The 25,790-nt window shown below is 54.2% G+C and carries 20 protein-coding genes and 2 pseudogenes; 17 read left to right on the forward strand and 5 right to left on the reverse strand.

All coding sequences use genetic code 11. From position 1 onward, the window contains the following. Positions 1 to 909: an FAD:protein FMN transferase gene (locus HGT1_RS04630; protein ID WP_176248765.1), complete on the forward strand. Its 909-nt coding sequence runs from the start codon at positions 1 to 3 to the stop codon at positions 907 to 909. Between the two features lie 173 nt (positions 910 to 1,082). On the opposite strand, the gene HGT1_RS18455 is transcribed toward HGT1_RS04630, so the two are convergent. Next, positions 1,083 to 1,310, reverse strand: coding sequence for a transposase (locus tag HGT1_RS18455; RefSeq protein WP_217902973.1), 228 nt, complete (start codon positions 1,308 to 1,310; stop codon positions 1,083 to 1,085). Between the two features lie 304 nt (positions 1,311 to 1,614). On the opposite strand from HGT1_RS18455, the gene HGT1_RS04640 reads away from it, so the two are divergent. The 6 genes from HGT1_RS04640 to HGT1_RS04665 all read left to right on the forward strand — a co-directional run bounded on the left by HGT1_RS04640 (position 1,615) and on the right by HGT1_RS04665 (position 8,386). Further along, positions 1,615 to 2,052 carry a MarR family transcriptional regulator gene (locus HGT1_RS04640; protein WP_176248766.1) on the forward strand — a complete coding sequence of 146 codons (438 nt, stop codon included), beginning with the start codon at positions 1,615 to 1,617 and terminating at the stop codon, positions 2,050 to 2,052. A gap of 784 nt (positions 2,053 to 2,836) precedes the next feature. Then, positions 2,837 to 3,790: a galactofuranose ABC transporter, galactofuranose-binding protein YtfQ gene (ytfQ, locus tag HGT1_RS04645; protein WP_176248767.1), complete on the forward strand. Its 954-nt coding sequence runs from the start codon at positions 2,837 to 2,839 to the stop codon at positions 3,788 to 3,790. A 90-nt stretch (positions 3,791 to 3,880) separates the two neighbouring features. Next, positions 3,881 to 5,398: a sugar ABC transporter ATP-binding protein gene (locus tag HGT1_RS04650; protein WP_176248768.1), complete on the forward strand. Its 1,518-nt coding sequence runs from the start codon at positions 3,881 to 3,883 to the stop codon at positions 5,396 to 5,398. After that, the gene (locus HGT1_RS04655; protein WP_176248769.1) at positions 5,395 to 6,414 is read left to right on the forward strand and encodes an ABC transporter permease; all 1,020 of its coding nucleotides are present in this window, start codon (positions 5,395 to 5,397) and stop codon (positions 6,412 to 6,414) included. Before HGT1_RS04650 ends, HGT1_RS04655 begins: the two co-directional genes overlap by 4 nt. Continuing rightward, on the forward strand, positions 6,411 to 7,382 hold the full coding sequence (yjfF, locus tag HGT1_RS04660) for a galactofuranose ABC transporter, permease protein YjfF (RefSeq protein WP_176248770.1): 972 nt from the start codon (positions 6,411 to 6,413) through the stop codon (positions 7,380 to 7,382). The genes HGT1_RS04655 and yjfF overlap by 4 nt, the downstream gene beginning before the upstream one ends. A gap of 14 nt (positions 7,383 to 7,396) precedes the next feature. Further along, on the forward strand, positions 7,397 to 8,386 hold the full coding sequence (locus tag HGT1_RS04665; protein ID WP_255200111.1) for an aldose epimerase family protein: 990 nt from the start codon (positions 7,397 to 7,399) through the stop codon (positions 8,384 to 8,386). Positions 8,387 to 8,486: 100 nt separating this feature from the next. Here HGT1_RS04665 and HGT1_RS04670 read toward each other — a convergent pair whose 3' ends face one another. Then, the gene (locus tag HGT1_RS04670) at positions 8,487 to 9,404 is read right to left on the reverse strand and encodes a LysR family transcriptional regulator (protein WP_176248772.1); all 918 of its coding nucleotides are present in this window, start codon (positions 9,402 to 9,404) and stop codon (positions 8,487 to 8,489) included. A gap of 151 nt (positions 9,405 to 9,555) precedes the next feature. On the opposite strand from HGT1_RS04670, the gene chvE reads away from it, so the two are divergent. The 8 genes from chvE to HGT1_RS04710 all read left to right on the forward strand — a co-directional run bounded on the left by chvE (position 9,556) and on the right by HGT1_RS04710 (position 19,470). Beyond that, a complete protein-coding gene (gene chvE / locus HGT1_RS04675) occupies positions 9,556 to 10,608 on the forward strand; it encodes a multiple monosaccharide ABC transporter substrate-binding protein (protein ID WP_176248773.1) in 1,053 nt (350 codons plus the stop codon). A 73-nt stretch (positions 10,609 to 10,681) separates the two neighbouring features. Continuing rightward, a complete protein-coding gene (mmsA, locus tag HGT1_RS04680; RefSeq protein ID WP_176248774.1) occupies positions 10,682 to 12,202 on the forward strand; it encodes a multiple monosaccharide ABC transporter ATP-binding protein in 1,521 nt (506 codons plus the stop codon). A gap of 12 nt (positions 12,203 to 12,214) precedes the next feature. Further along, entirely contained in the window at positions 12,215 to 13,414 is a 1,200-nt protein-coding gene (gene mmsB, locus HGT1_RS04685; RefSeq protein ID WP_176248775.1) for a multiple monosaccharide ABC transporter permease, read from the forward strand. Positions 13,415 to 13,424: 10 nt separating this feature from the next. Continuing rightward, positions 13,425 to 15,167, forward strand: coding sequence for an L-arabinonate dehydratase (araD, locus tag HGT1_RS04690; protein ID WP_176248776.1), 1,743 nt, complete (start codon positions 13,425 to 13,427; stop codon positions 15,165 to 15,167). Continuing rightward, entirely contained in the window at positions 15,167 to 16,102 is a 936-nt protein-coding gene (locus tag HGT1_RS04695) for a Gfo/Idh/MocA family protein (RefSeq protein ID WP_176248777.1), read from the forward strand. The genes araD and HGT1_RS04695 overlap by 1 nt, the downstream gene beginning before the upstream one ends. Before the next feature lie 35 nt (positions 16,103 to 16,137). Beyond that, positions 16,138 to 17,055, forward strand: a complete 918-nt coding sequence (locus HGT1_RS04700; RefSeq protein WP_176248778.1) for a dihydrodipicolinate synthase family protein — start codon at positions 16,138 to 16,140, stop codon at positions 17,053 to 17,055. A gap of 11 nt (positions 17,056 to 17,066) precedes the next feature. Then, on the forward strand, positions 17,067 to 18,587 hold the full coding sequence (locus tag HGT1_RS04705; RefSeq protein ID WP_176248779.1) for an aldehyde dehydrogenase (NADP(+)): 1,521 nt from the start codon (positions 17,067 to 17,069) through the stop codon (positions 18,585 to 18,587). 31 nt (positions 18,588 to 18,618) lie between these two features. Continuing rightward, positions 18,619 to 19,470: an SMP-30/gluconolactonase/LRE family protein gene (locus tag HGT1_RS04710; protein ID WP_176248780.1), complete on the forward strand. Its 852-nt coding sequence runs from the start codon at positions 18,619 to 18,621 to the stop codon at positions 19,468 to 19,470. Positions 19,471 to 20,193: 723 nt separating this feature from the next. On the opposite strand, the pseudogene HGT1_RS04715 reads toward HGT1_RS04710, so the two are convergent. Then, positions 20,194 to 21,263 (reverse strand): annotated as a pseudogene (locus HGT1_RS04715) (IS110 family transposase). A 272-nt stretch (positions 21,264 to 21,535) separates the two neighbouring features. Here HGT1_RS04715 and HGT1_RS04720 point away from each other — a divergent pair. Further along, positions 21,536 to 22,248 (forward strand): annotated as a pseudogene (locus HGT1_RS04720) (IS3 family transposase); the annotation flags it as partial. 172 nt (positions 22,249 to 22,420) lie between these two features. Here HGT1_RS04720 and HGT1_RS04725 read toward each other — a convergent pair. Next, entirely contained in the window at positions 22,421 to 24,067 is a 1,647-nt protein-coding gene (locus tag HGT1_RS04725) for a sulfatase-like hydrolase/transferase (protein WP_176248781.1), read from the reverse strand. After that, positions 24,064 to 24,585 (reverse strand): MarR family winged helix-turn-helix transcriptional regulator, encoded by a 522-nt coding sequence (locus HGT1_RS04730; protein ID WP_176248782.1) that lies wholly within the window; start codon positions 24,583 to 24,585, stop codon positions 24,064 to 24,066. The genes HGT1_RS04725 and HGT1_RS04730 overlap by 4 nt, the downstream gene beginning before the upstream one ends. A gap of 140 nt (positions 24,586 to 24,725) precedes the next feature. On the opposite strand from HGT1_RS04730, the gene HGT1_RS04735 reads away from it, so the two are divergent. Next, positions 24,726 to 25,781 (forward strand): TAXI family TRAP transporter solute-binding subunit, encoded by a 1,056-nt coding sequence (locus HGT1_RS04735; protein WP_176248783.1) that lies wholly within the window; start codon positions 24,726 to 24,728, stop codon positions 25,779 to 25,781. Positions 25,782 to 25,790: the final 9 nt, after the last annotated feature.

Genomic DNA, 25,790 nt, shown 5'->3' on the forward strand with positions numbered 1-25,790 from the left:
ATGACAACCCGCCGCCGTTTCCTTGCCATCAGTGCCGCCGCTGCTACCTTCCCAAGCATTGGCAGCGCCGCACCCGTCTACACTTGGCAGGGTGTTGCCCTTGGTGCCCGCGCAACGTTGCGCCTTGCACATACGGATGCAAAAGCGATCAGCAAACGTGTGGCTGCCGAGATTTCGCGGCTCGAAGACATCTTTAGCCTTTACCGTCCCGACAGCAGCTTGATGCGATTGAACCATACGGGCAGGTTGGATGCCCCGCCTTTTGAATTGCTCGAATGTCTCTCCCTTGCGGGGGCCGTGCATAAGGCAAGCGACGGACGGTTTGATCCAACTGTTCAGCCACTGTGGGCTTGTTATGCGGAGGCTTCAGCGTTGGGGCAAGCGCCTGAAAGCGATGTGCTGGGCGTTGCGCTTTCACATGCGGGCTGGGCGCGTGTGCGGTTCGACGCCGCCGCCATTGAAATAGATCCAGACATGGCGCTCACGCTTAACGGCATCGCACAGGGATATATCGCGGACTGCGTGGCGAGGATGCTGGAGGCTGAGGGGCTTACGAATATCCTTATCGACACAGGCGAATTTCGTGCAGTGGGAAGTCATCCTGACGGGCGCGCATGGCCGGTCAAATTGTCAGCAGGCGGCGAGGTCCCTCTGATCACCCGCGCGCTTGCCACCTCTGCCCCGTTGGGGACCACCTTTGATGCGGATGGGCAAGTCGGGCATATTCTTGATCCGCACACGGGCTTGCCTTCGCCAGCTTTGTGGCGTGAAATCTCGGTTTCGGCAGGCTCTGCGGCTTTAGCGGATGCACTCTCGACTGCGGCCTGCCTGTGCGAGAGCCGCAATGGGGTAGAGCAGCTTACCGGGCAGTTTGTGGACGCTCGTATTGAGGCGGCTCTCTTTATCTAGTCGCAGGGTTTTTCGAATGTGGGACACGGACATTTCTTAAATCAGTTGGCCAAATGGGCATGCAGGCCAACGGTGGCCCGTATCTGCGAACTGACCAACGACCCATCAAAGTTTCACTTCGACTGCGCTGATTACAGCCCGATGTCTTCTGCCAAGCTATGCGTCCGTACGCCTTAATTTCGGAAATTTAATGATCGCGGATTGTCGGATTCCGGGCGGCGTCCGAGCTCAGCATCGCGTTCTTGGGTGGTGGAATCTCCGACGTCATCGGTGGTCAAATCGGAGCAGACGATCTCGCCGCTGACAAGATCGAGACCGAGGTGCAGCTTGCGCCAGGACCGCCGTTTGCGCTTGGTTTTATGCTTCTCCTCTAGCCACTCGCACGCATCGTGGATCTTCAACCCGGTGCTATCCCTTGTCTGGCAGGCGATAAATATCGCCGAGAAGGGACGACCAACTGGATTCCCGCTTGGCCGTTGGTCTGCGGCTGAGCGCGCAATGTCAGGCCGCTGCCCCAGTGCTACAAGGTGGGGAAACTGGGCACCGCGATTTCGACCCCCGGCAGCTTGGAAAGCGACCACATCAAGCCTTGAATCTGGCGCAGCGGTTGCGAGAGTTCTTGAGATGGATATTTGCATAATTGCCCATATCATCACCCTAGGTTGATAATTGAGATATCGTGTTCCAAAAAAGTATCTGTCAACCATGGATGATGAAAGAATTTTCGAACCCGAGCAAAACAACATTCATGGGCTTGTTCAAGATCTGTCTGAACGTCTCGATGCCAAATCCAACGAACTGCGGTCTGACACTGCTTTTGCGTCAACAAGGCCTGCGGACGCTAAGACATTCATGCTTATTTCCCGGCATCCCCGCAGGTTAACGGAACTTCCCAAAGCACTGAAAATATCAAGGCAAGCCGCGCATAGATCCGTTCTCCGACTAGTTGAGGCCGGCGTTGTTCAGTTTGACTACGCCGAAGGATCACGCCGCGACATGATTGCAAATCTTTCACAAGAAGGTCTGAAAGCACGCAAAGTCGGATTGGAAATTGCGGCCGCTGTCGAAGAGATGGTTCGCGAAAAAGTCGGGAGTGATGATCTGGAGACACTGCGGCGTATTTTGATCAATCTAAGCCAATAAGTAACAGGATCTTTCTGGTGCCAACTACTTCGCAAACGAAAAGAAAAGCCGACGGGTGTCTATCAGGAGGTGACGGCAGGGCTCAAAGGGAGTCACCCTTTTGGCACTCGGTCTCAAGGCGTTTCACCCTTCGACCTGCAAATTGGATGGGGAAAAATGCCCACATGACCCGCTGGGCAACGTTAAGACACCCCCTCCAAAAACCTACATGCAGATCCACACTTTCTAGAACACGCCTAAATGCTGAAATTTTCAGATCTATATCAGCGTGACAGCACTGTCGAATTTGCCCGATGCCGAGCTGCCACTCCAAAAAGACATAACAAAAATGATATGGTAAGTGCAAAATTCTTAATTTGACTGAAATGATGCAATATTGGCAATTCAATCATGCGAGTGAGGTTTCTTCGAAAATTCTGCCGGTCTCCGTTGGGATGGAAGGTAATTTCTTAATTACCGTCAGAAATGGAAATTTGGTAAATAGGAGGCGATCAAGCTTCGTAAAGTAAACGTCAATTAAAATCGATCAGCAACCGAATGCGTATGAAGCTGACAAATGATAACGTGCGTGTGTTAAAAAGAGGAGTTCAATCAAATAGATTTATTTGGCTTTCACCGAACCTAATATTTAAGTGAATGCTTGTTGCTTAATGATTTACTCCAAAACGCGAGGAGTGTGATTGGGAGTAATACACGCGTCAAATCTATCGCGTGTATATTTGGTTGGATTATCTAATAAATATCAAAAACAGCATTTGTGCTGGTACCGTCTGGGAGGACAAACATGAAACTCAAAACCCTTATGATGACAACCGTTGCAGCGTTAGGGATTGCTGCAATGTCTGAAGCACAGACCGTTGGCTTTTCGCAAATTGGCTCCGAGTCGGGCTGGCGTGCCGCTGAAACTACAATCACAAAACTACAAGCGGAAGAGCGTGGAATTGACCTGCGATTCTCCGATGCGCAACAGAAGCAGGAAAATCAAATTGCAGCAATGCGTTCGTTTATCGCGCAGGGCGTTGATGCTATCCTGATCGCACCTATTGTTGCTACTGGCTGGGACTCGGTCCTGGAAGAAGCGCAGGAAGCGGAGATCCCTGTTGTTTTGCTTGACCGGTTGGTCGACAGTTCTGACGATCTGTATTTGACGGCCGTTGGATCCGATCTCGTTCATGAGGGTAAGGTTGCCGGGCAATGGTTAGCAAAAACAGTAGGGGACGCTCCATGCCGCGTCGTTGAACTTCAGGGTACCACTGGTTCTTCTCCTGCAATCGACCGCAAAGCTGGTTTCGAAGCGGGTATCTCTGGCCACGCCAATATCGAGATTGTCCGCAGCCAAACAGCCAATTTTACGCGCTCGCTTGGCAAGGAAGTCATGGAGAGTTTTTTGCAGGCTGAAAGTGGTGGTGCTGACATTTGTGCTCTTTACGCTCACAACGACGACATGGCTGTGGGTGCCATTCAGGCCATCAAAGAAGCGGGCCTGAAATCAGGGACGGATATCCTTGTTGTGTCAATTGATGCGGTTCCAGATATCTTCAAAGCGATGTCCGAAGGCGATGCAAATGCCACCGTGGAGCTGACGCCGAATATGGCAGGCCCCGCGCTTGATGCCCTCGCGGCATATTGGAAAGACGGCACAATGCCACCTAAATTCATCCAAACAGAGTCAGCGCTTTACACTGTGAATGATGACCCATTGGGTGAATACGAAGCCCGTAAAGATTTGGGCTATTGATCTGAATAGAAAAGTAGAGGCCGGGAGGGGTATCGTCCCACCTGGCCATATTAATATTCGCTACTTTGAAATATTCAGACAGGCCTGCTTATGCTTCTTACAATTCAATCGCTCTCCAAATCATTCCCAGGCACAAAGGCGCTTGATGGAGTTGATTTTGAACTGGCCTCAGGCGAGGTCCACGCTCTGCTTGGCGAAAATGGTGCGGGCAAGTCTACCCTGATAAAATGTTTGACCGGTGCCTATAATCGCGATGGGGGCGAAATCAGGTTGGGTGGAGAAACCATCTCACCCAGCTCGACAGCTGAAGCGCAAGACTTGGGAATCGGCACTGTCTACCAAGAGGTCAACCTCCTTCCCAATTTGACCGTTGCCCAGAATCTCACATTTGGTCGTGAACCGCGTCGATTTGGCATAATTAATTCTCGATTACAGAAACTCGAAGCACGCGAAATGTTGCAGGGCTATGGGCTCGAGATTGATGTTGGGCGTGATCTGTCCAGTTATTCCCTAGCAATTCAACAGATTGTCGCCATCGCCCGTGCGGTAGCGGTGTCAGGCAAAGTGTTGATCCTGGACGAGCCGACTGCCAGCTTAGATGCCGCTGAAGTAAAGATGCTGTTTGATGTGGTGCGAAAACTACGTGATCAGGGTTTGGGCATCGTCTTTGTGTCGCACTTTCTGGACCAGGTGTTTGACCTTTCTGACCGCATGACAGTGTTGCGCAACGGTAAATTGGTAGTCACCGAGCGGGCAGAAAATCTAAACCGAATGAGCCTGATCCAGCATATGTTGGGGCGTGAGCTGGAGAGTGTCGAGGCTAAGGAGCGTGTAGATGACGTGACCGAAACCCGCGGTAAGGAATTGATTTATTTTAATGACATGGGCCATTCTGGAGTTGTCGAACCCTTTGATCTAACCATTTACGAAGGGGAGGTGCTCGCCTTTGCCGGGCTGCTCGGTTCTGGTCGAACTGAAAGCGCGGAACTGCTTTTTGGTCTTCGCCGTTCGCAAAAGGGAACTGTATCTGACACAAACGGACCATTAACCATAGACACATCTCGTGCCGCAATCGGTGCGGGCTTTGGATTTGCACCAGAAGACCGCAAGACAAGTGGCATTGTGGCCGAGTTGTCTATCCGCGAGAATATAATTTTGGCACTTCAGGCGCAACGGGGATGGGCGCGCCCGATGCCGCGTTCTGAGCAGGATCGTTTGGCAAGCTATTTCATCACCAAACTGGATATCCGCACATCAGACGCTGAGAAAGCAATTGGCGATCTCTCCGGCGGAAATCAACAAAAGGTCGTACTTGCCCGTTGGTTGGCAATGAACCCCCGGTTCTTGATTCTTGATGAACCGACACGCGGGATTGATGTGGGAGCACATGCGGCGATCCTTGAATTAGTGGACCAACTGACAGCCGAAGGTATGGCCGTTCTCATCATCTCTTCTGAGTTGGATGAGCTCGTTGCGGTTGCAGATCGTGTCATTGTGGTTCGAGATCGGTGCCATGTGACAGAGTTAACGGGCACTGCAGTCAAAACAGACACTATTTTGCAGGCAATTGCCGGATCGAATGCCCCAAATAAAGAGGCCCACTCATGAGGCGTACATTTAAGCGTATCGCACCCCAAATAATCACCCTTATTGTGTTGGCTGGCCTTGTGAGTTGGTTCTTTCCCAGTTTTCTTCAGGTCGAATTGGTGGACGGCCGTTTTGTTGGCCCGGTTATCGATATCTTAAAACGCAGCGCACCCATTGCCATATTAGCCGTCGGCATGACGTTGGTGGTAGCAACGGGTGGGATCGACCTTTCGGTTGGTACAATTATGGCGATCACGGGGGCTGTTGCAGCTTTCGCAATTGTCAGTGGCTGGGGCGTTACAGCGGCGCTCTTACTTGCCATCGCAGCAGGATTACTTGCTGGGTTCTGGAATGGGATGTTAGTTTCTGTCCTTGGAATACAGCCCATCGTCGCCACTCTGATCCTAATGACATCTGGGCGTGGCATTGCGCAGCTGATTACCGAAGGGCGCATTCTGACATTCACGGATCCCGGCTTTGCCTTCATTGGGTCTGGGAGCCTGCTCGGTATTCCGTTCTCAGCTGTGCTTTGGATGCTGACCGGAGCATTGGTTGCAATGCTCATGCGCTACTCTGCCCTTGGCCTGCTGGTCGAGGCCGTTGGGATCAACAAGCGCGCGAGTGCGCTTTCGGGTGTCAACGCTCGGGCGTTGATCATATCGGTCTATATGGCATCTGGCTTTTGCGCTGCCATTGCTGGAATTATCGTTACCGCAGATATTCGTGGGGCAGACGCGAACAATGCAGGCCTATGGCTTGAACTTGACGCGATCCTCGCTGTTGTGATCGGCGGTAATTCCTTATTGGGAGGGAGGTTCTCTATTGCTGCGGCAGTACTTGGAGCGATGATCATCCAGACCATTGATACAGGTATTTTGCTGGCCGGATTTCCGTCTGAATATAACCTTGTCATCAAAGCGGTGCTGATATTGGCGATATTGATGATCCAGTCCCCACATCTTGCACAGGAATGGGCGTTAATCCGGGCTAAAATAGGCCAGGGTCGTGCCTCCGGGCGCTCAGGAGATATCGCATGAACCCCAGAACTTTTCCGCTCCTGGCGACCATCGCTATATTTGTGATTGCTTACACGCTTTGTGCAGCCCAGTTCCCCACACTGTTTTCGACGCGTGTCGCGGGTAATCTGCTGACGGACAACGCTTATCTTGGCATTGTCGCAGTTGGAATGACACTGGTCATCCTGTCTGGGGGGATCGATTTGTCTGTCGGTTCAGTTATCGCATTTTCTGGTGTGTTTATCGCAGTATTGCTGCGTGACACTGGGCTACATCCTATCGCTGTATTTGCACTGCTTTTAGGTCTAACCACACTCTTCGGTGCTGCCATGGGTGGGGTGATCGATTGGCTGGCTATGCCACCCTTTATCGTAACGTTGGCTGGCATGTTCTTGGTACGAGGCTTGGCGTACATGCTGTCAATTGAATCGGTGCCAATTGATACACCCATGTACGATATGTTACAAAAAGCCTATTATTTGATGCCGGGCAAAGGCCGTCTGACCTTTATTGGTGTGCTCATGTTGCTGGTGGTAGCAATAGGCACGGTGGTTGCCCATAGAACACGATTTGGCGCTTCGACGTTTGCCTTAGGTGGCGGGATCGCCACTGCGCGCTTAATGGGTGTCAATGTCCGTCAAACAACGGTGCAAATCTACGCTTTCTCGGGCTTTATGTCCGGCCTCGCAGGAATAGTTTTCTCTATCTACACTGGGTCTGGATATCCACTGGCAGCGGTAGGGACGGAACTTACCGCAATTGCTGCAGTGGTGATTGGTGGCACATTGTTGTCAGGCGGAGCAGGTTATGTTTTTGGCACCCTGATCGGTGTACTAACAATGGGCCTGATTCAGACCTATATTGTCTTCGACGGAACCCTATCGAGCTGGTGGACAAAAATTGTAATTGGTGCACTGTTGTTGACCTTTATCCTTTTGCAAAAAATGTTAGTGCACCTGTCAAACCGAAACCGGAAGGCGTTAGGATGAGTTTTCCAAACGTCATGCCATTTGGCCAGCTTCCTGATGGTCGGCAAGTCGAGCGCATCACCTTACGGGGCGGGGGGGTGACATTGTGTCTCCTGACACATGGGGCCCGAGTGCAAGATCTGCGTCTGGCCGGTGTCGATCATCCACTTGTTATAGGCTCTGATACAATCGCCCCTTACCTGAATGAAATGATGTATCACGGAGCGATCGTTGGACGGTGTGCAAACAGAATTGCGCAAGCCCGTTTTGATTTGGATGGGGGCACCTTTTACACCGACCCAAATGAATGGGGTCTACAGACTTTACACGGGGGTGCTGACGGAACTTCCAGTCAGATCTGGCAAATTGCGGCAGTGTCTCATGATCGTGCCTCTCTAATCTGCGAGCTTCCAGATGGGCACATGGGTTTTCCGGGCGCTATGAGTATCACTGTGACATATTCTGTGCTTTCCGGTGACACGGTGACTATAGATATTTCAGCAAAGACCGACCGGGCCACGCTTTGCAACTTTACACATCATGGGTATTTTTTCCTGGACGGGAAAAAAACGATCACGGATCACGCCCTTTGGATCGATGCAGATTTCTATCTGCCTGTCGACAACACCCTGATCCCGACACAAGAAGGACCCGCACCGGTGCAGGATACACGGTTTGATTTTCGCGTACCGAGGGTTATTGGAACAGCGGGGTTAGATCACAATTTCTGCCTCAATAACTCTAATGGTAAGTTGCGACCCGTGGCGAGTCTGACTGCGCCTGGCGGCCTGACGATGGAAGTGCAGACCGATCAGCCAGGTCTCCAAGTATATGACGCAGGGCAACAATCTATTGTTGTTGGGCTAGGCGGACGTAAACATGGAGCATTTGCGGGCATTGCGATGGAAACACAAATTTGGCCTGACGCGGCAAATCGCCCAGATTTTCCATCTGCGACTTTGTTTCCACATCAGACTTATCGCCATTGTGTCAGCTATTCTTTTCAAAAGGGTGCTTTACAATGAGACCACAGACTTCTTAGCTGATGGAAAGTGTGGTTTGTGCTTAAATCGCAGCAATCCGGCTTTTGTTGCCGGTAACATCCGGAAAGAGATCCCGCACCCATTAAAACCTGGATAACACAGCGTCCAAAAGGTGTTCGGCGGCTCGAGACAGCTGTTTATCTTTTTCCATTATGACAAAATACGGTGAGACCGTGATTGCGCGGTCTAGGTTCAGTGCAATAAGATTGGCACCCAACGCGGCACTCGTAAGGACGTTGGCAACTTCTTCGGCCAATGTTGCGATGGTATCGGATTGCTCCAGAAGCCCCAACATCACCAGAAGTGAAGACGTGTTTGTAATGTGAGAAGGGATTTGTGTTCCATTGGCCGCAAAGGCTTCTTCGACCGCGGTGCGTATCGGCGATCCTCGCTCTTGAATTGCCCATTCAAATTGGGCGAGATCCTCAAGTGATACCTTCGCCTTCTTGACTAGAGGGTGGGAGGCGCGCACCACCAAGGACACCACTTCGGACCGAGCAGGACGGATGTAAAAGGCCCGGCTATCGTACTCATGTGGTAACCTAGCAATAATGAAGTCAAAATGACCTTTCTCCAGCCGACGCACAAGTTCTGTCGAAGGGCCAACCTCAATCGTGGCTTCGAGTTTTGGCGTCGCTTTCTTGATTTCAAGAATAGCGGGCACAAGACAACAAATGGCCGGCCCCGTGACCGACCCAACTTTGACCTCACCCATTTCTCCCCGCCCCAGGCCCTTTACTTCTGCCTCCAGAGTTTCGAACCCTGAAAGAATTGATTGGGAGTGGCGCACAAAAGCCTCACCGATTGGAGTTGGGTACATTCCCTTTGCGGAGCGGATGAATAGGGGAGCCCCAATATCGGTTTCAATTTCAGCTAATGTACGCGACGCCGCCGGCTGTGAAAGACCGATCGATTCAGCAGCAAATTGCAGCTTCGCAGTCTCAGATATTTTGACAATCAGCTTAAGTTGGTGCGGTTTCAGTTTGCGGGCAAAATTCACTTTAAAGACATACCATTATTGTGATGATGAATGTTGTTAGTAGAATTTGTTTGATATGTCGACTGTTGATAGCGTTTTACTTGGGTTCAGTGGGCCCGCAATATCAAAACACGCACGTCCAGTAACGATGCGATGTGTCAGGGAGGACACCATGAAACTCACATCACTTTTGGTTTCGGCAACAGCCGCGATTACCTTGGCTACCGGGGCTTTTGCGGAAGGTACAGTTGGCATCGCCATGCCTACCAAATCTTCGGCACGTTGGATTTCTGACGGGAATTCAATGGTAAAGCAGTTCGAAGCAGCTGGTTATTCGGCTGATCTGCAGTATGCCGAGGATGACATTCCCAACCAGTTAGCGCAGATCGAAAACATGATCACCACAGGTGTTGATGTGCTGGTCATTGCTGCCATTGACGGGACAACACTGTCGAACGCGTTGGAAAACGCCCATTTCGCCGGCATCAAGGTCATCGCCTATGACCGCCTGATCCGTGACAGCGCTTATGTCGATTACTATGCGACATTCGACAACTTCAAGGTTGGCGTTCAGCAGGCCTCGTCTCTGGTTACTGGTTTGAAAGAAGGCTTTGGCGACGCACCTTACAATGTTGAACTTTTTGGTGGTTCGCCCGACGATAACAATGCGTATTTCTTCTACAATGGCGCAATGTCGGTTCTGCAGCCACTGATCGATGACGGTTCAATCAACATTGTATCTGGCCAGCAGGGTATGGATACTGTGGGTACGTTGCGTTGGGACGGTGCAGTTGCACAGGCCCGCATGGATAACCTGCTGTCAGCCCACTACACCGACAAAGTACTGCACGGCGTTCTGTCGCCCTATGACGGGTTGTCGATTGGCATCCTCTCGTCGCTGAAAGGCGTCAGCTACGGATCTGGTGATCTAAAAATGCCCATCGTTTCTGGCCAGGACGCCGAGGTCCCCTCGGTCAAATCCATGCTGGCCGGCGAACAATATTCGACAGTCTTTAAAGACACCCGTGAATTGGCGCGAGTCACTGTAGGTATGGTTCGGGCCGTGCTGGAGGGTGGCACACCCGAGATCAACAACACCGAAACCTATGACAACGGTGTCAAGGTCATTCCGTCCTATCTGCTGGAACCGGTATCGGTTGATATCTCCAACTGGGAAGAGACGTTGATTGGGTCCGGTTACTACACCGAAGATCAGATCAAGTAATCTGACTTCTTGATCCCCGTCCTGCCTGGACCTTTGCACTAGGCAGGGCACCACTCTTTCATTGAGTATGACTATGAACACTCTTCTTGAAATGCGCGATATCACTAAGACTTTTCCGGGTGTAAAGGCACTGGATTCGGTCAACCTCGCGGTGCGCGAAGGTGAAATTCACGCAATCTGCGGTGAAAATGGTGCCGGAAAATCGACCTTGATGAAAGTCCTGTCTGGTGTTTATCCGGCAGGTAATTTCGAAGGCGACATTGTCTATGACGGAACAGTGGCCCAGTTCCACAGTATCGCCGATAGCGAAACCAAGGGCATTATCATTATCCATCAGGAACTCGCGCTTGTGCCTCTGATGTCAATTGCCGAGAATCTGTTTCTGGGCAATGAAAATGCTACCAACGGCGTTATCCAGTGGCAACGAACCTTCAAGGAAACAGAACGGCTGTTGGCCAAAGTCGGGCTGGCCGAAGCGCCGGGCACGTTGGTCGACTCTCTTGGTGTGGGCAAGCAACAACTGGTGGAGATTGCCAAAGCGCTGTCGAAGAAAGTGCGGCTTCTAATCCTGGATGAACCCACGGCCGCCCTTTCTGAGTCTGACAGTCAGGCGCTTTTGGATCTGATCCTGGAGCTGAAGACACAGGGTGTGACCTCGATCATCATCAGTCACAAGCTGAACGAAGTGCGGCGGGTGGCTGACACGGTGACGGTTATCCGGGACGGAGCAACCGTTTCAACGCTTGATGCCCGCACTCAGGATATCTCAGAGGATCACATTGTGCGGGACATGGTTGGCCGGGATATGGCTCATCGTTACCCGAAACGAAAACGCCGTGCCGGTGACGTCCTGATGGAGGTGAAAGACTGGAACGTCTGGCACCCGGAACATGCGGAACGGCAAATGGTTCGAGACATCGACCTTACGGTGCGCGCCGGTGAGGTCGTTGGAATTGCAGGCCTTATGGGGGCAGGTCGAACCGAATTGGCGATGAGCATTTTTGGCCGCAGCTATGGTCACAATATCTCGGGCAGTGTCGAGATCGACGGTATGCCAACCAATGTCAGCACCGTCAGTCGGGCGATTGACGCCGGATTGGCCTATGTAACCGAAGACCGGAAATCTCTGGGTCTGATCCTGGATGAAACCATCCAGCGTAATATCACTTTGACCAATCTGGCCAAGGTTTCGTCGAACGGTGTGATTGCCGAAGCCAAAGAATCCCAGGTGGCTGAAAAGTACCGCAAAGCGATGAACATCCGTACTCCAAGCGTGTTCCAGAAAGTCACCAATCTCTCAGGCGGCAACCAGCAAAAAGTAGTGCTATCCAAGTGGTTGTTCGCGGAACCCAAGGTGCTGATCCTGGACGAACCAACGCGCGGAATCGATGTCGGCGCAAAATTCGAAATCTACAACATCATCAATGATCTGAGTGCTGAGGACAAAGGAGTCATCATGATTTCTTCCGAACTGCCCGAACTGTTGGGGATGTGTGACCGTATTTACGTAATGAACGAAGGCGCTTTTGTCGGGGAACTAACCGCCGAAGAAGCAAGCCAAGAGCGCATCATGTCGCTCATTGTGACCAACTAGGAGGTCGAACCAGTGGAACTTGCAGAGATAAAAACACAAGAAAATCAACCAGCGGGAATTGGCCACTACCTTTTGGGGCACTTGCGCGAATTCGGGCTGCTGTTTGCACTGATTGCGATCATGGGGTTTTTCCAGATCGTTACCGGCGGCACCATGTTGAAAGCGATCAATATAACCAACCTGTTCCTGCAGAATAGTTATATTATCATCATGGCTCTGGGTATGCTGATGGTCATTGTTGCAGGCCATATTGATCTGTCGGTTGGCTCGGTCATGGGATTTGTAGGTGCCTTGGCCGCAGTCATGATCGTCAACTGGGACTGGCCAATGGCCATGGCCCTGCCGGTCTGCCTGATCGCAGGGGGATTGATTGGTGCCTGGCAGGGCTATTGGGTGGCCTATTGGAAAATCCCCTCCTTTATTGTCACCTTGGCCGGTATGCTGGTTTTTCGCGGCATGTCGCTGTGGTTGCTTGAAGGTCAGTCCGTTGGCCCGTTCCCCCGTGAATTTCAGGCTCTGTCGACCGGATTTGTACCAGATCTTATAGGGAGTGGTCGTCCCAATGTTACCGCACTGGGAACCGGTATTATCGCCGCCATTCTGGTGGTTTGGATGGGGTTTCGGTCGCGTGCTCGGGATCGTCAGTACGGGATCGAGGGTGAGCCGATACTGTTCTTTGCGATCCGCAATGCAATTGTGGCAAGCGCGCTGGTTTTTGTTTCTTACAAGCTGGCTAACTTCCGCGGCCTGCCAAACGTGCTGATCTCGATGGTTGTGTTGACCATAGTCTACACTTTCGTGACCGAGAACACTGTGCTGGGTCGCCGTGTCTATGCCTTAGGAGGCAACGAAAAGGCCGCCAAACTGTCGGGAATCAAGACTGAGCGCCTTGCCTTCTTGACGTTCGTCAACATGGGGGTCCTAGCGGCACTGGCCGGGCTGATCTTTGCGGCACGACTAAATACCGCAACACCAAAGGCCGGCTTTGCGGTTGAACTGGATGTGATCGCGGCCGTGTTTATTGGCGGGGCGTCTATGTCGGGTGGCGTTGGTAAAATCGTCGGTGCGGTAACCGGGGCTTTCATCATGGGCGTGCTGAACAACGGTATGTCGATCATGGGAATTGGCATCGATTATCAACAGGTTATCAAAGGTTTGGTGCTGCTCGCGGCAGTGTTCTTTGATGTCTACAACAAAAACAAACAGGGTTGAGGAGCGGACAATGACATTTTTACCCGCAAAATGGCCTCGAAAACTGCGTAGCCAAGAGTGGTATGGAGGGACGTCACGTGATGTGATTTATCACCGTGGCTGGATGAAGAACCAGGGCTATCCTCATGACCTTTTCGACGGCCGCCCGGTCATCGGCATCATGAACACCTGGTCGGATTTGACGCCCTGCAACGGGCACCTTCGCGAGTTGGCCGAGAAGGTAAAGGCGGGGATCTGGGAGGCCGGTGGCTTCCCTGTCGAAGTTCCGGCGTTTTCAGCGTCGGAAAATACGTTTCGCCCCACTGCTATGATGTTCCGAAACCTTGCTGCGCTGTCTATCGAAGAGCAGATGCGAGGCCAGCCGATTGATGGTGCCGTTCTGTTGGTGGGTTGTGACAAGACCACCCCCAGTCTGCTGATGGCGGCGGCGTCCACCGATTTGCCATCCATCGTGGTGACCGGTGGCCCAATGCTGAACGGGTATTTTCAAGGGGAGCGTGTCGGATCAGGTACCCACCTGTGGAAATTCTCAGAAGCGGTCAAGGCCGGGGAAATGACCCAGGATGAGTTCCTTGAGGCTGAACAATCGATGAGCCGGTCGTCGGGAACCTGCAACACGATGGGCACTGCTTCTTCGATGGCTTCGATGGCCGAAGCACTGGGCATGGCCTTGTCCGGGAATGCTGCCATTCCGGCTGTGGACAGTCGTCGTCGTGTGATGGCGCAACTGTCGGGGCGGCGGATTGTTCAGATGGTCAAGGACGACCTGAAACCTTCGGATATCCTAACCAAGCAGGCCTTTGAAAACGCGATCCGCACCAACGGAGCAATTGGGGGATCAACCAATGCGGTTGTGCACCTTCTGGCCATTGCCGGCCGTGTTGGCATAGACTTGTCTCTGGACGACTGGGATCGTTGTGGTCGCGACGTCGCCACCATCGTGAACCTGATGCCTTCGGGTAAATACCTGATGGAAGAATTTTTCTATGCTGGCGGCCTGCCAGTGGTTCTCAAGCGGCTTGCTGAATCCGGGCTATTGCACAAGGAGGTCTTGACCGTTTCTGGTTCGACTATGTGGGACGAGGTAAAAGAAGCCGTCAATCACAACGATGATGTTATCTTGCCGTTTGAGCAGGCGTTGACCGATCAGGGTGGCATCGCTGTGGTCAAAGGCAACCTTGCACCGGCTGGTGCGGTTCTGAAACCCTCTGCCGCCTCGCCGCATCTGTTGCAGCACAAAGGCCGTGCCGTGGTGTTCGAGGATATCGACGACTACAAGGCGCGGATCGAGGATGATGATCTGGACATCGATGAAACCTGCGTCATGGTGCTGAAAAATTGCGGCCCCAAGGGGTACCCTGGTATGTCCGAAGTCGGCAATATGGGATTGCCGCCAAAAATTCTGAAACGGGGCATCACCGACATGGTGCGCATTTCTGATGCCCGCATGTCTGGCACCGCTTATGGCACTGTGGTTTTACACATAGCACCCGAGGCTGCTGCTGGTGGCCCTCTGGCGGTGGTGCGAAATGGCGACATGATTGAACTGGATGTACCCGCACGTCGCCTCCATCTGGATATCACGGACGAGGAACTGGCCGCTCGGCTAGAGGCTTGGGAACCGTCGCATGATCAAGCGCCAAGTGGTTACGCTTGGTTACACCAGAAGCACGTCGAAGGGGCTGACACCGGAGCTGATCTTGATTTCCTAAAAGGCTGTCGTGGGTCGCCTGTCGGAAAGGATTCACATTGATGCATATTGCTCTTGTAGGGATAGGCAAAATTGCCCTCGACCAACATGTTCCTTCTATCACCGCATCGTCAGACTGGGAACTCTCAGCCACTGTGTCACGGGCGGGGTCTGTTGACGGGGTTCCAGCCTATACGGATTTTGCGCAGATGCTGGACGAGCGTCCTGACATCCGCGTTGTCTCGCTGTGTTTGCCGCCGGTGCCGCGCTTTGACTTTGCAGCTATGGCGATCGAGGCTGGCCGTCATGTCATGTTGGAGAAACCACCGGGAGCAACCTTGTCCGAGTGTCATACGCTCGAAGTTATGGCGCGTACCAGACGGCTTTCGCTCTATGCTACCTGGCACTCACGTGAGGCTGAAATGGTGGCTCCGGCCAAGGCTTGGCTTAAGGACAAGAAGCTGCGCCACTTCCACGTCACATGGAAAGAAGACGTGCGCCGCTGGCACCCCGGTCAGGACTGGATCTGGGAGCCGGGAGGACTGGGCGTGTTTGATCCGGGCATCAACGCGCTGTCCATCGTGACCGAGATTCTGCCGGATTCAATTCACCTTAGGTCTGCAAATTTGCTGGTGCCGGAGAACCGGCAGGCCCCGATCGCGGCCAAGTTGGACTTCTATCACCCACAGGGTGCCGTGGTCACAACTGATTTCGACTGGCGACAAGAGGGGGAGCAGATCTGGACCATCGATGCAGAAACCGACGAAGGGACACTGCGACTTTGGAACGGCGGCGCGAATATGGCGATTAATGGGGCCGAGGTTAAAGCCGCAGACAGCGCTTCTGCTGAGCTATCAGGGGAATATCCAAGGTTGTACCAAAAAATGGCCCGACTGGTCGAAAGCGGCAACGTGGATGTCGACCTATCTCCGCTGCGCCATGTGGCTGACGCCTTTGCACTTGGCCACCGGGCAACCGTTGCGCCATTTATTGAATAAATTCCCAAAATAGACTTGTCTGGAAAGGACAGTAAATGATTACTCCGTTGACGGGCATATTCCCGGTTGCCCCGACCCCGTTTCATGCAGACGGCCAGATCGACGAAGAAGGCATGTGCCGCGTACTGGATTGCATTATCGACCAGGGTGTCGATGGCATTTGTATTCTGGCCAATTATTCCGAGCAGTTCGTGATTTCAGATGAGGAGCGGGCTCTGTTGATGCGGCTGTGTCTGGAGCATGTTGCTGGCCGGGTGCCGGTAATCGTAACGATCAGCCATTTCGCGACTGAAATTGTGGTAGCACGCGCCCAGGCCGCCCAGGCGCTTGGGGCTTCGATGGTGATGATGATGCCACCCTATCACGGGGTTGGCCTGGTGCCTGCCGAGGCCGGAATATTTGAACATTTTCAGGCGGTGAGTGATGCAATCTCCATCCCGATCATGATCCAGGATGCACCGCTATCTGGAGTCACACTGTCGGTACCGTTCTTGGTGAGGATGGCGCGCGAAGTAGAGAACGTCAGCTATTTTAAAATGGAAACTCCGTTTGCGGCCGACAAACTAGCAGCACTGATTGAGCAAGGCGGCGAGCACATTGTCGGGCCATTTGATGGCGAAGAAGCGGTGACGCTACTGGCCGACCTTGATGCTGGTGCGCGGGGGACAATGACCTCTGGTATGTTCTGCGAAAAACTGCGGCCCATCGTGACTGACTATCTGGCTGGTAACAAGGATAGTGCCTTGTCGCACTGGCAGAAATGCCTGCCGCTGATCAATCATGAAAACCGTCAATGCGGGTTGCGCGCTTGCAAGACAGTATTTGCGGCGGGCGGCGTAATTAAAAGCGATCAAGTCCGCCACCCCCTTGCACCAATGTCCAGTCGCACCAAGACACGCCTCCTGCAGCTCGCCACCGACCTTGACATTATGGCCCTGTCATGGGGCAAATAAGGATAACTAACATGACCTATAAACCCCATGGCTGCCACTTGATTGCAGGCGATCGCGTAGCCTGCGAAGACACGTTTATTTCTAGCCCGGCCGAAGGGCCTTCCTATGCATATTCCGCGGGCACTGCGGCCCATGTTGATGTGGCCTGCCAGTCGGCCGAGGCAGCTTTCTGGGACTACAGCCAAACAACCCGGCAAGAGCGGGCTGCGTTTTTGAATGCTATCGCCGATGAAATCGAAGCACGAGGTGATGACATCACCACGATAGGTGCGCAGGAAACCGGATTGCCCAAAGCGCGGCTTGAAGGTGAGCGCGGACGGACAACTGGGCAGTTGCGTATTTTTGCAGCGCATATTCTTGCCGGCGATTATTTGGATTGCCGTCACGACGAAGCACTTCCAGACCGTCAGCCTTTGCCTCGAACTGAAATGCACATGATTCAGCGACCGATTGGTCCGATTGCTGTGTTTGGGGCATCCAATTTTCCATTGGCTTTTTCGACTGCTGGAGGGGATACCGCCTCGGCACTGGCGGCGGGCTGTCCGGTTGTGGTCAAGGGCCATCCTGCTCACCCCGGAACAGGTGAAATTGTTGCAGACGCCATCTGCGCCGCAGTCAAAAAGACAGGCATGCCTGCCGGCGTCTTCTCGTTTGTGCAGGGTAACACAATCGAAGTCGGGCAGGCCCTTGTCCAGCACCCCTTAATTTGCGCTGTTGGCTTTACCGGAAGCTTGCGGGGTGGTCGGGCTTTGTTCGATCTTTGCGCAAGCCGCCCTGAACCGATCCCATTTTTTGGGGAATTGGGCAGTGTGAATCCGATGTTCTTGTTGCCGGACGCTATTGCGGCGCGAGGCGCAGAGATCGGGGCTGGCTGGGCCAACTCGCTGACAATGGGGGCAGGGCAATTCTGCACCAATCCCGGCATTGCAATCGTCATTGATACCCCCGCAGCGAATGTTTTCGTAAAGGCGGCATTGGATGCGTTGCAGAACGTGGCCGCACAGACGATGCTGACCGTCGACATCGCCTCCGCTTACCGAGCGGGTCGTGATCGGATCGCAGCAGTATCAGATGTGCAGGGCTTGTTGACCTCGACATGTGATCAGCGCGGTGCAGAGCCAAACTTGTTTGAAACAACTGGCAAAACTTGGCTGTCAAACTCTGACCTTGCCGAAGAGGTCTTTGGCCCCTTGGGTTTAGTTATTCGCGTTGCAGACCAGAATGAGATGATTGAGTTCGCCAAAAACCTACAAGGACAATTGACCTGCACAATGCATCTAGATGCGGGGGACGACCAATTGGCGCAACAACTGATGCCAGTGCTTGAACGCAAGGCGGGTCGGGTTCTAGCCAATGGCTTTCCGACGGGAGTCGAGATAAGTGACAGTATGGTACACGGTGGACCCTATCCCGCCTCGACCAATTTTGGTGCGACATCGGTTGGTACGATGGCCATCCGCCGCTTCCTGCGGCCTGTCTGTTATCAAAACATTCCAGAATCGCTTCTTCCTATAGACACGCAAACTCGTTGAGCGTTCGTTCTCTGAATAGTGGAGTTTGACTATGTCGACTGTCTTTGACGCGCGTATATGTGAGTTGGGGGAAGGGCCGTTTTGGCATCCGGGTCGTTGCCAACTGTTCTGGTTCGACATACTCGGAAAGCGGATGCTTTCGCGTAGGGATGGTGCCGATCTTGAATGGAAATTCAACGAATACGTCTCGGCCGCTGGGTGGATTGATAATGACACCCTGCTAATCGCATCGCAATCTGGGCTCTACCAGTTTGAGATTGCATCTGGCCTTCGCGTCCTGCTCCACTCTTTTAACGCCGAAAAATGCGCGACCCGCACAAACGATGGTCGCGCAGACCCTCAGGGTGGGTTCTGGATCAGTACCATGGGCACTTCTGCTCAAGAGGGTGTCGGAGCCATCTACCGTTTTCATCGCGGTAAGTTGACCAAGCTGTATTCTGGCCTGACGATCCCAAATTCTATTTGTTTCTCTCCCGATGGACATACTGCCTACTACACCGACTCGCCGACCGGTGTGATCATGCGTCAAACGCTGGACGCAGAGGGGTGGCCCGTTGGAGCTGCCAGTGTATTCGTTGACATCTCGGGTGAAGGCATGCTGCCTGATGGATCCGTAGTGGATGCCAATGGCGGGCTTTGGAATGCTAGATGGGGGGCTGGGCTTGTCGCGCGTTATTTTCCGAACGGTGATTTCGATAGAACTGTTAAAGTCCCGGGCCTACTATCGTCCTGCCCAGCCTTCGGGGGTAAGGATTTTTCGTCGATGTTCGTAACTACCGCACGGGAAGGTCTGGACACTCCGTCTCCAAACGACGGAAAGGTTTATGAACTGATCCTCGACGTATGCGGCATTCCAGAGCACCGTATTCAAGTCGGCGCGTAAAGTGTAGGGCACTGGTGCATCAACCGTCTCTGGTCTGCGACTTGGCTTTGAAGGAGACCTTCATGTCCCGCAATCGCTGTTCAAGCACCGTCGTTTTCCAGCCGTCGTTATTCTGAGCGCCGTGCGGATGTGTTTGCGCTACCCGTTGTCTTACGCCAAGGTCGTCGACTTGTTGTCGGAGCGGGGCAGGACGGGAGGGTGATGTGCAGGAGCAGCCAAGAGCGCCGCAGGCCCACAATGCGCGAACGAAGGCCAATGTGAGAGGCTGGAAAATCGATCGGGACCGCTAGGAGAAGGGCAAAAAGTAGGAGCCGGAGGAACAGAAGGAGAAGTCACGTCAGCGGGATTGAGGACTCGATGGTGATTTCGGGCTGTGAGAGATGAAAACGTGGATCGATGCTCAGGTGGACCTGTCGCGGTTTGATGCCGCTCCTTTGATAGCATTTGCTGCATGTATGGATGCCCCATTGGTGCAAGTGATTTTTGAACGGCGCGAGCGTGTGATCGGGTGCGGTCATGTATCAGGCCTCTGTGTGCGGTGATATTTTGACCGCGGGCCGGTATGGCGATGCGCGGACCAGAGGCATATCAACAAACCGAGCTCGGTGGCTCCTGCACAAATGCTGCTTTCTCTGACCCGGATCTGATCGATCCTTTGCCCTTGCTGTTCAGTGACCTCCTCACACCCCCAACTTACCGGGACGTCGTGACTTGCAATCTTCGCTACGCCATCGTCGCCATCGGATTCCGGTAATTCTCTTGTTTCGTCATCATGGCCCAGAGGCCACGCGCCATCTTGTTGGCCAGCGCAATCGCGGCGACCATTCGTGGCTTGCGGGTCAGCAGGCGCTTCAGCCAGCCATTGTTCGGTGTGTCAAACCGCTCGACAGCCTGAAGGACCGCCATGGCTCCAGAGACCAAGAGGGTGCGGATGTCGCGGTGACCCATCTTCGAGGTCTTCCCGGGCCGGACCTTGCCGCCCGTCGAGTGCTGCTTGGGCACAAGCCCAAGCCAGGCGGCAAAATCACGACCGCGCCGGAAAGTGGCCAGGTCTGGTGCAAATGTCTCGATCGCAAGCGCCGTGACAGGGCCCACGCCCGGCATGGTCTGTGCGCGGCGCACCACTTCGGCTTTATTCGCGGCACACCTCATCCTCGCGTCAAGCTCAGCGACACGCGCATTCAGGCCCTCGATCTGCTCCAGATACATCCGACTGAGTTCCCGCACCTCGGTGTGCAGCGCGGTGTCATCATCTGCGATTGCATGCGCGAGCGTTTTGAGATGAGCAGGCCCCCACGCTGCGACCAGACCGTGTTCCGCGAGGTGGCCGCGTAAAGCATTGATCATCTGGGTGCGCTGGCCGACGAACATCTGCCGCGTGCGAAACAGCATGGCACGGGCCTGTTGATCTTCCGTCTTCACCGCAACAACACGCCCTCTAGGGACATTGCTGCGCAATGCCCTGCCGGGTAATACATGGTTTGACGCAAAGCGGCCTCTACGATGGCCTCTGCATCGGCCACATCGTTATTTTGGCGTTTGATGAATGGCTTCACATAGACTGGCGGGATCAGGCGCACATCGTGCCCCGCCTCCTCGAATGCCCGCCCCCAACCATGCGCCGTCGCACAAGTCTCCATGGCGATCAGGCATTTGGGCTGCTGTGCCACGAATGCGAGTAACTGACCGCGTGACAGCTTCTTGCGAAACGCGACCGAACCGTCGCTGCGCGCGCCGTGCAACAGGAAAACGCGCTTTGCCAAGTCGACACCGATAATAGTGACTTCGGACATGGATGCTCCTTCCTTATGTGATTGCGTTTAACACTCATCATAGTGGCACATTGCTATGCCGTCGGGAGGGGGCATCCACGCCATCAACAAAGGAGACTGACTATGGGACCTGGAAGAACGGACGAACTCCGGCAAGATGCGGTGCGCATCGCGCTGACCAGCGGGCTGTACTATTGCCCGGCAGTCGATACGCAGTATCGATGAGAGGGGCGCAAGCAGGTGGCTGACGATCCATTCCCTGACAGGGTATTGCGCAGCTATGTCCCGAGAGTGGCAGGCCCCGGATGACCGAAGAGCTGAAGGAGATCGGATTGGATATCGGTCACCGCCGTGTTGGCCGTTTGATGCGCCAGAACGGCATATCGGTGGTGCGAACGCGCAAACATAAAGTCACAACGGATAGCAACCACAAGTTCAACATTGCACCAAACCTGCTAGATCGCGACTTTGTGGCTGAGAGCCCGAACCAGAAATGGGCTGGTGACATCAGTTACGTCTGGACAGGTGAGGGGTGGCTGTATTTGGCCGTGATCCTGGACCTGCATTCCCGACGCGTTATCGGCTGGGCCGTTAGCAATCGCATGAAACGCGACCTGGCGATCCGGGCGTTAAACATTTCTATAGCATTCTGCTCACCGCCCAAAGGCTGCGTCCATCACACAGATCGTGGGTCGCAATATTGCTCTCACGACTATCAGAAGATCCTGCGCCAACACGGGTTCACCGTGTCCATGAGCGGCAAAGGGAATTGTTATGATAATGCCGCCCCCTCCCGGCAGCATGCTTTGCATGCGCCTGCCGGGCAATGGTCGAGACGTTCTTCAAAACCATCAAGGCTGAACTGATCTGGCGGAGGTCATGGGAAACACGGCGGCAGGCCGAGATGGCGATCTTCGACTACATCAACGGCTTCTACAAACCGCGCTGCCGCCACTCAGCACTGGGCTGGAAAAGTCCCGTCGCTTTCGAACGGAAAGTGGCTTGAACGAGCGCTTGGGGCGGCACAAAAGCGCGACAGGTCCAGTGAACGCCAGCTCTGAAGAAACCGTGATCTATACTGGATCGCGGTCCTTAGCTTTGGGGTGGGGAGAGAATAGACCTCATCTTTGATTTTGTCTCTCAGCGAGATCTGTCAACGCTAAGGCATCTCGGCCTCGTTAAACCCGTCCCACGGGCGCTAGGTCGTCGAATGCGATACCAGTGGTGTCTTCATATTCCTTCTCATCCCAGAAACCGATCAGAATGCCCCCTTCGGCTGCCTTTTTCTGCCGTGCCAAGACTGCAGGCGTCGCTGTGATCCTCGTGTGATGGCGCGTGGCCCAATCCAGCAGAGCCGCTTCCATACGGGTGCGGACGGCGGCGTGCTTTGCCTTCTTTGATGCGCCCAAATCAGTCAGTTCATGCGGATCAGAGTGCAGATCAAACAGAACCGGCCGGAAGCCTTCACAGCGGATATACTTCCAGCGCCCATCAAAGATCATCGTCGTATGGGCATGTTCCTGCGGTTGATCCAGCAGACGGGCCATATCAGACCAATGATAATCATGCTGACTGATTGCATAGCTGCGCGAAAACCCATCTGTACCCTGCAAGATTGGCGTCAGGTCGCGCCCCTCGATCACGTGGGGTTTGGGCGCGCAGCCAAGCGCGTTCATGAATGTCGGTGCCAAGTCGATCATCTCGACAAGCGCCTCTGACGCAAGTCCACGTGTCGCGTCCGCGTCGGGACGCGGATCGGCGATGATCAGCGGTACCTTTACTGCCATCTCGTGATAGAAATCCTTATCACCCATCCAATGGTCCCCCATGTAGTCGCCGTGGTCCGAGGTGAACGCGATGATCGTATTGTCGCTGAGGCCGGCCTCATCCATCCACGCAAACAGTCGCCCGAGATTGTCGTCGAGCTGTTTAATTAGCCCCATGTAGGCGGGGATCACGTGTTCGCGCACCTCGTCACGCGCGAAGCTTTGGCAGACCCGCGCCTTAAGGTAGGCCTGCATCAGCGGGTGGTCGGTGTCATGCTCTGTCGCAGAACGGATTGGCGGCACGATGTGACTTTCGTCATACATGTCATGATAGGGGGCGGGCACGATGTAGGGCCAATGCGGCTTGATATAGGAAAGATGACACATCCACGGCCGCCCATCCGCCTTGGCCTCTTCCATGAAAGCGATGGCGCGGTCGGTCATATAGGCTGTTTCCGAATGCTCCTCAGGGACATTCGCCGCCAGACGGGAGTTCTTCAAAAGCCAAGCCGAGAGCAGGTCGCCGTCTTCTCCGATACCCGAGTTTGCAAAGTCTTCCCAAGGATTGTCAGAAGCATAGCCCTGCGACACAAGATAATCGTCGTAGGCGGACCAGTTTTGCCGCGCGCTGTCGGGGTGAAGGCCGTCGTCACGCTCGAAAGGCTCGAACCCGCATTCAGACACGCGCACCCCGATCTCGCTGGCTGGATCAATGCCAAGCCAAGCCATCCCTTCGGCGTCAGCTGTCATGTGGGTCTTGCCCACAAGTACGGCGCGTGCGCCGACTTCGCGCAAGTGGTCGCCTAATGTCGGCTCCCCGACACGCAAAGGCATGCCGTTCCATGTCGATCCGTGACTGCGAACGTAACGCCCCGTATAAGCCGACATCCGCGATGGGCCGCAGACTGGTGATTGCACATACGCATTGGTAAAACGCACGCCACGGGCGGCCAATGCATCAATGTGGGGGGTCTGCAAATGCGGATGGCCGTAGCAGCTGAGGTAATCGAACCGAAGCTGGTCTGCCATAATCCACAAAACGTTGGGTCGGTCGGTCATTGCGTGTCCTCTTCTGTGATTTGGCTTGCAAGAAGTTCGGCTGCGGGGATCCGCAGAAACACTTCCAGCCGGTCAAGAAATCCGGCGAAGGCGTGAATTTCATCTTGGGAAAAAACCTCTCTCAGCGCTGCGCGGCGTTGGGCCATGACAGGGGCTGCGCGGTCATAGGCAGCGCGGCCGGATTCGGTCAGGGCGACAACGGTTTTTCGGCCATCCCGCGTGTCCTTGTACATCGTGACATACCCTTTTTTGCACATATCCGGCAGGGCACGGCTGAGCAGAGAATGATCTGCCCGCTGGATCGCCGCAAGGTCGCGTATCGTGAGAGGTCCGGCCTCTGCCAAATCCCAGAGCGTTCGCCATTCCACGACCGACAGATCACCGGCGATTTCAAGGAAGTTGCGGCTTTGCGTACGGGACGCGGCGTAGACAGCTGGTAGGCGCGCAAAGATGTTGAAACCTTCCCGTTCCATGCGAGCCCGTATCTGCTCGGCGTCCACTTTTGGATGTTCCGTCATAGGCTGTCCTCCCTTGGGTACTATAATGGCCGTAAGGAAATTACGTGACAAGTCATATATTTTCTGCAAACCTAAGATTGGGTCAACCAGTTTTGACCTACGCGTCTTTGGAGGAAGGTGCGGGATCAAGGGAGGATATCATGATCAAAACAGCAATTTTTGGTGTGGCCGTTGCACTCGCCCCTCTGGCGGCATCCGCTCAGGCGACCCTGACCGCAGAAACCACCACACCGGGGTCGACTCCCCATTACATTGACACAACACTGGCCGCGATCCTTAATAGCGCGGGCGTTGCCACTGTGCAGATTACCGAAGGGGCGACACTGACAAATTCCGTTCAGGCCGTTGCCGAAGGGCGGTTGGACATGGCACCTGCGCCTCTGATCCTGCCGTTTCTTCTGTCACGTGGCATCGGTCCCTACAGCGGTGTCGGGCCCGAAGACGGCGCTGAAATGGCAAGCAACCTGCGCGTGCTGTTCTGGAACTCCGGTTCTGCCCAGATTTTCGCTTACTACAACAATAATCCCGTCGAAGACATCCGGTCGCTGGACGGGTTGCGTATCTGGAACGGCCCGCCACGGGGCGCGGCTCTGACCTCTGGACGGGCGATGATCCAACTGTTGTCTGGCGCAAAGGACGGCGAGGATTACGAAGGCATCCAGACGCCTTGGCCTGATACAGTGTCGAGCATCACCGGCGGTGGTGCAGATGCATGGACCATCCCCGAAGGCCTGCCATCCGGTCGCGAGATCGCAATTGCAGCCGCAGGCGGGATCACAATCCACGACGTCCCCTCTGACCTTTTGGCCAGCGAATTGGGCCAGCAGATTCTCGCGGCACCGGGCCATGCACCCTATTCCGTTCCGGTTGAGGCGTTCAAGGCAGCCTATGCGGGCAACGACATTACCATTGTCACCGACGATGATACTTTTGATAGCTTCGCAACGGCCTTTGGCCAGATCGTGAATGCCTCGATGGACGAAGAGCTCGTCTACCAGATCACCAAGGCCTACCTCGAAGGCGAGCAGCGCTTTATCGAAGGGTCACCGCGCGGTCCATTCGCCATGCTCAGCTTCGGTGACATTGACGGTGTGTCCCAGGGTGCCTGCGGGGCTGTGCAGATCAAGATGCACGAGGGTGCGATCCGTGCCTTTGAAGAGGCGGGTCATAGCGTCGCTGACTGTCTGCGTCCTTAAGAACTGATC

The sequence above is a fragment of the Sulfitobacter sp. HGT1 genome, assembly GCF_013282155.1.
Classification (GTDB): Bacteria; Pseudomonadota; Alphaproteobacteria; order Rhodobacterales; family Rhodobacteraceae; genus Sulfitobacter.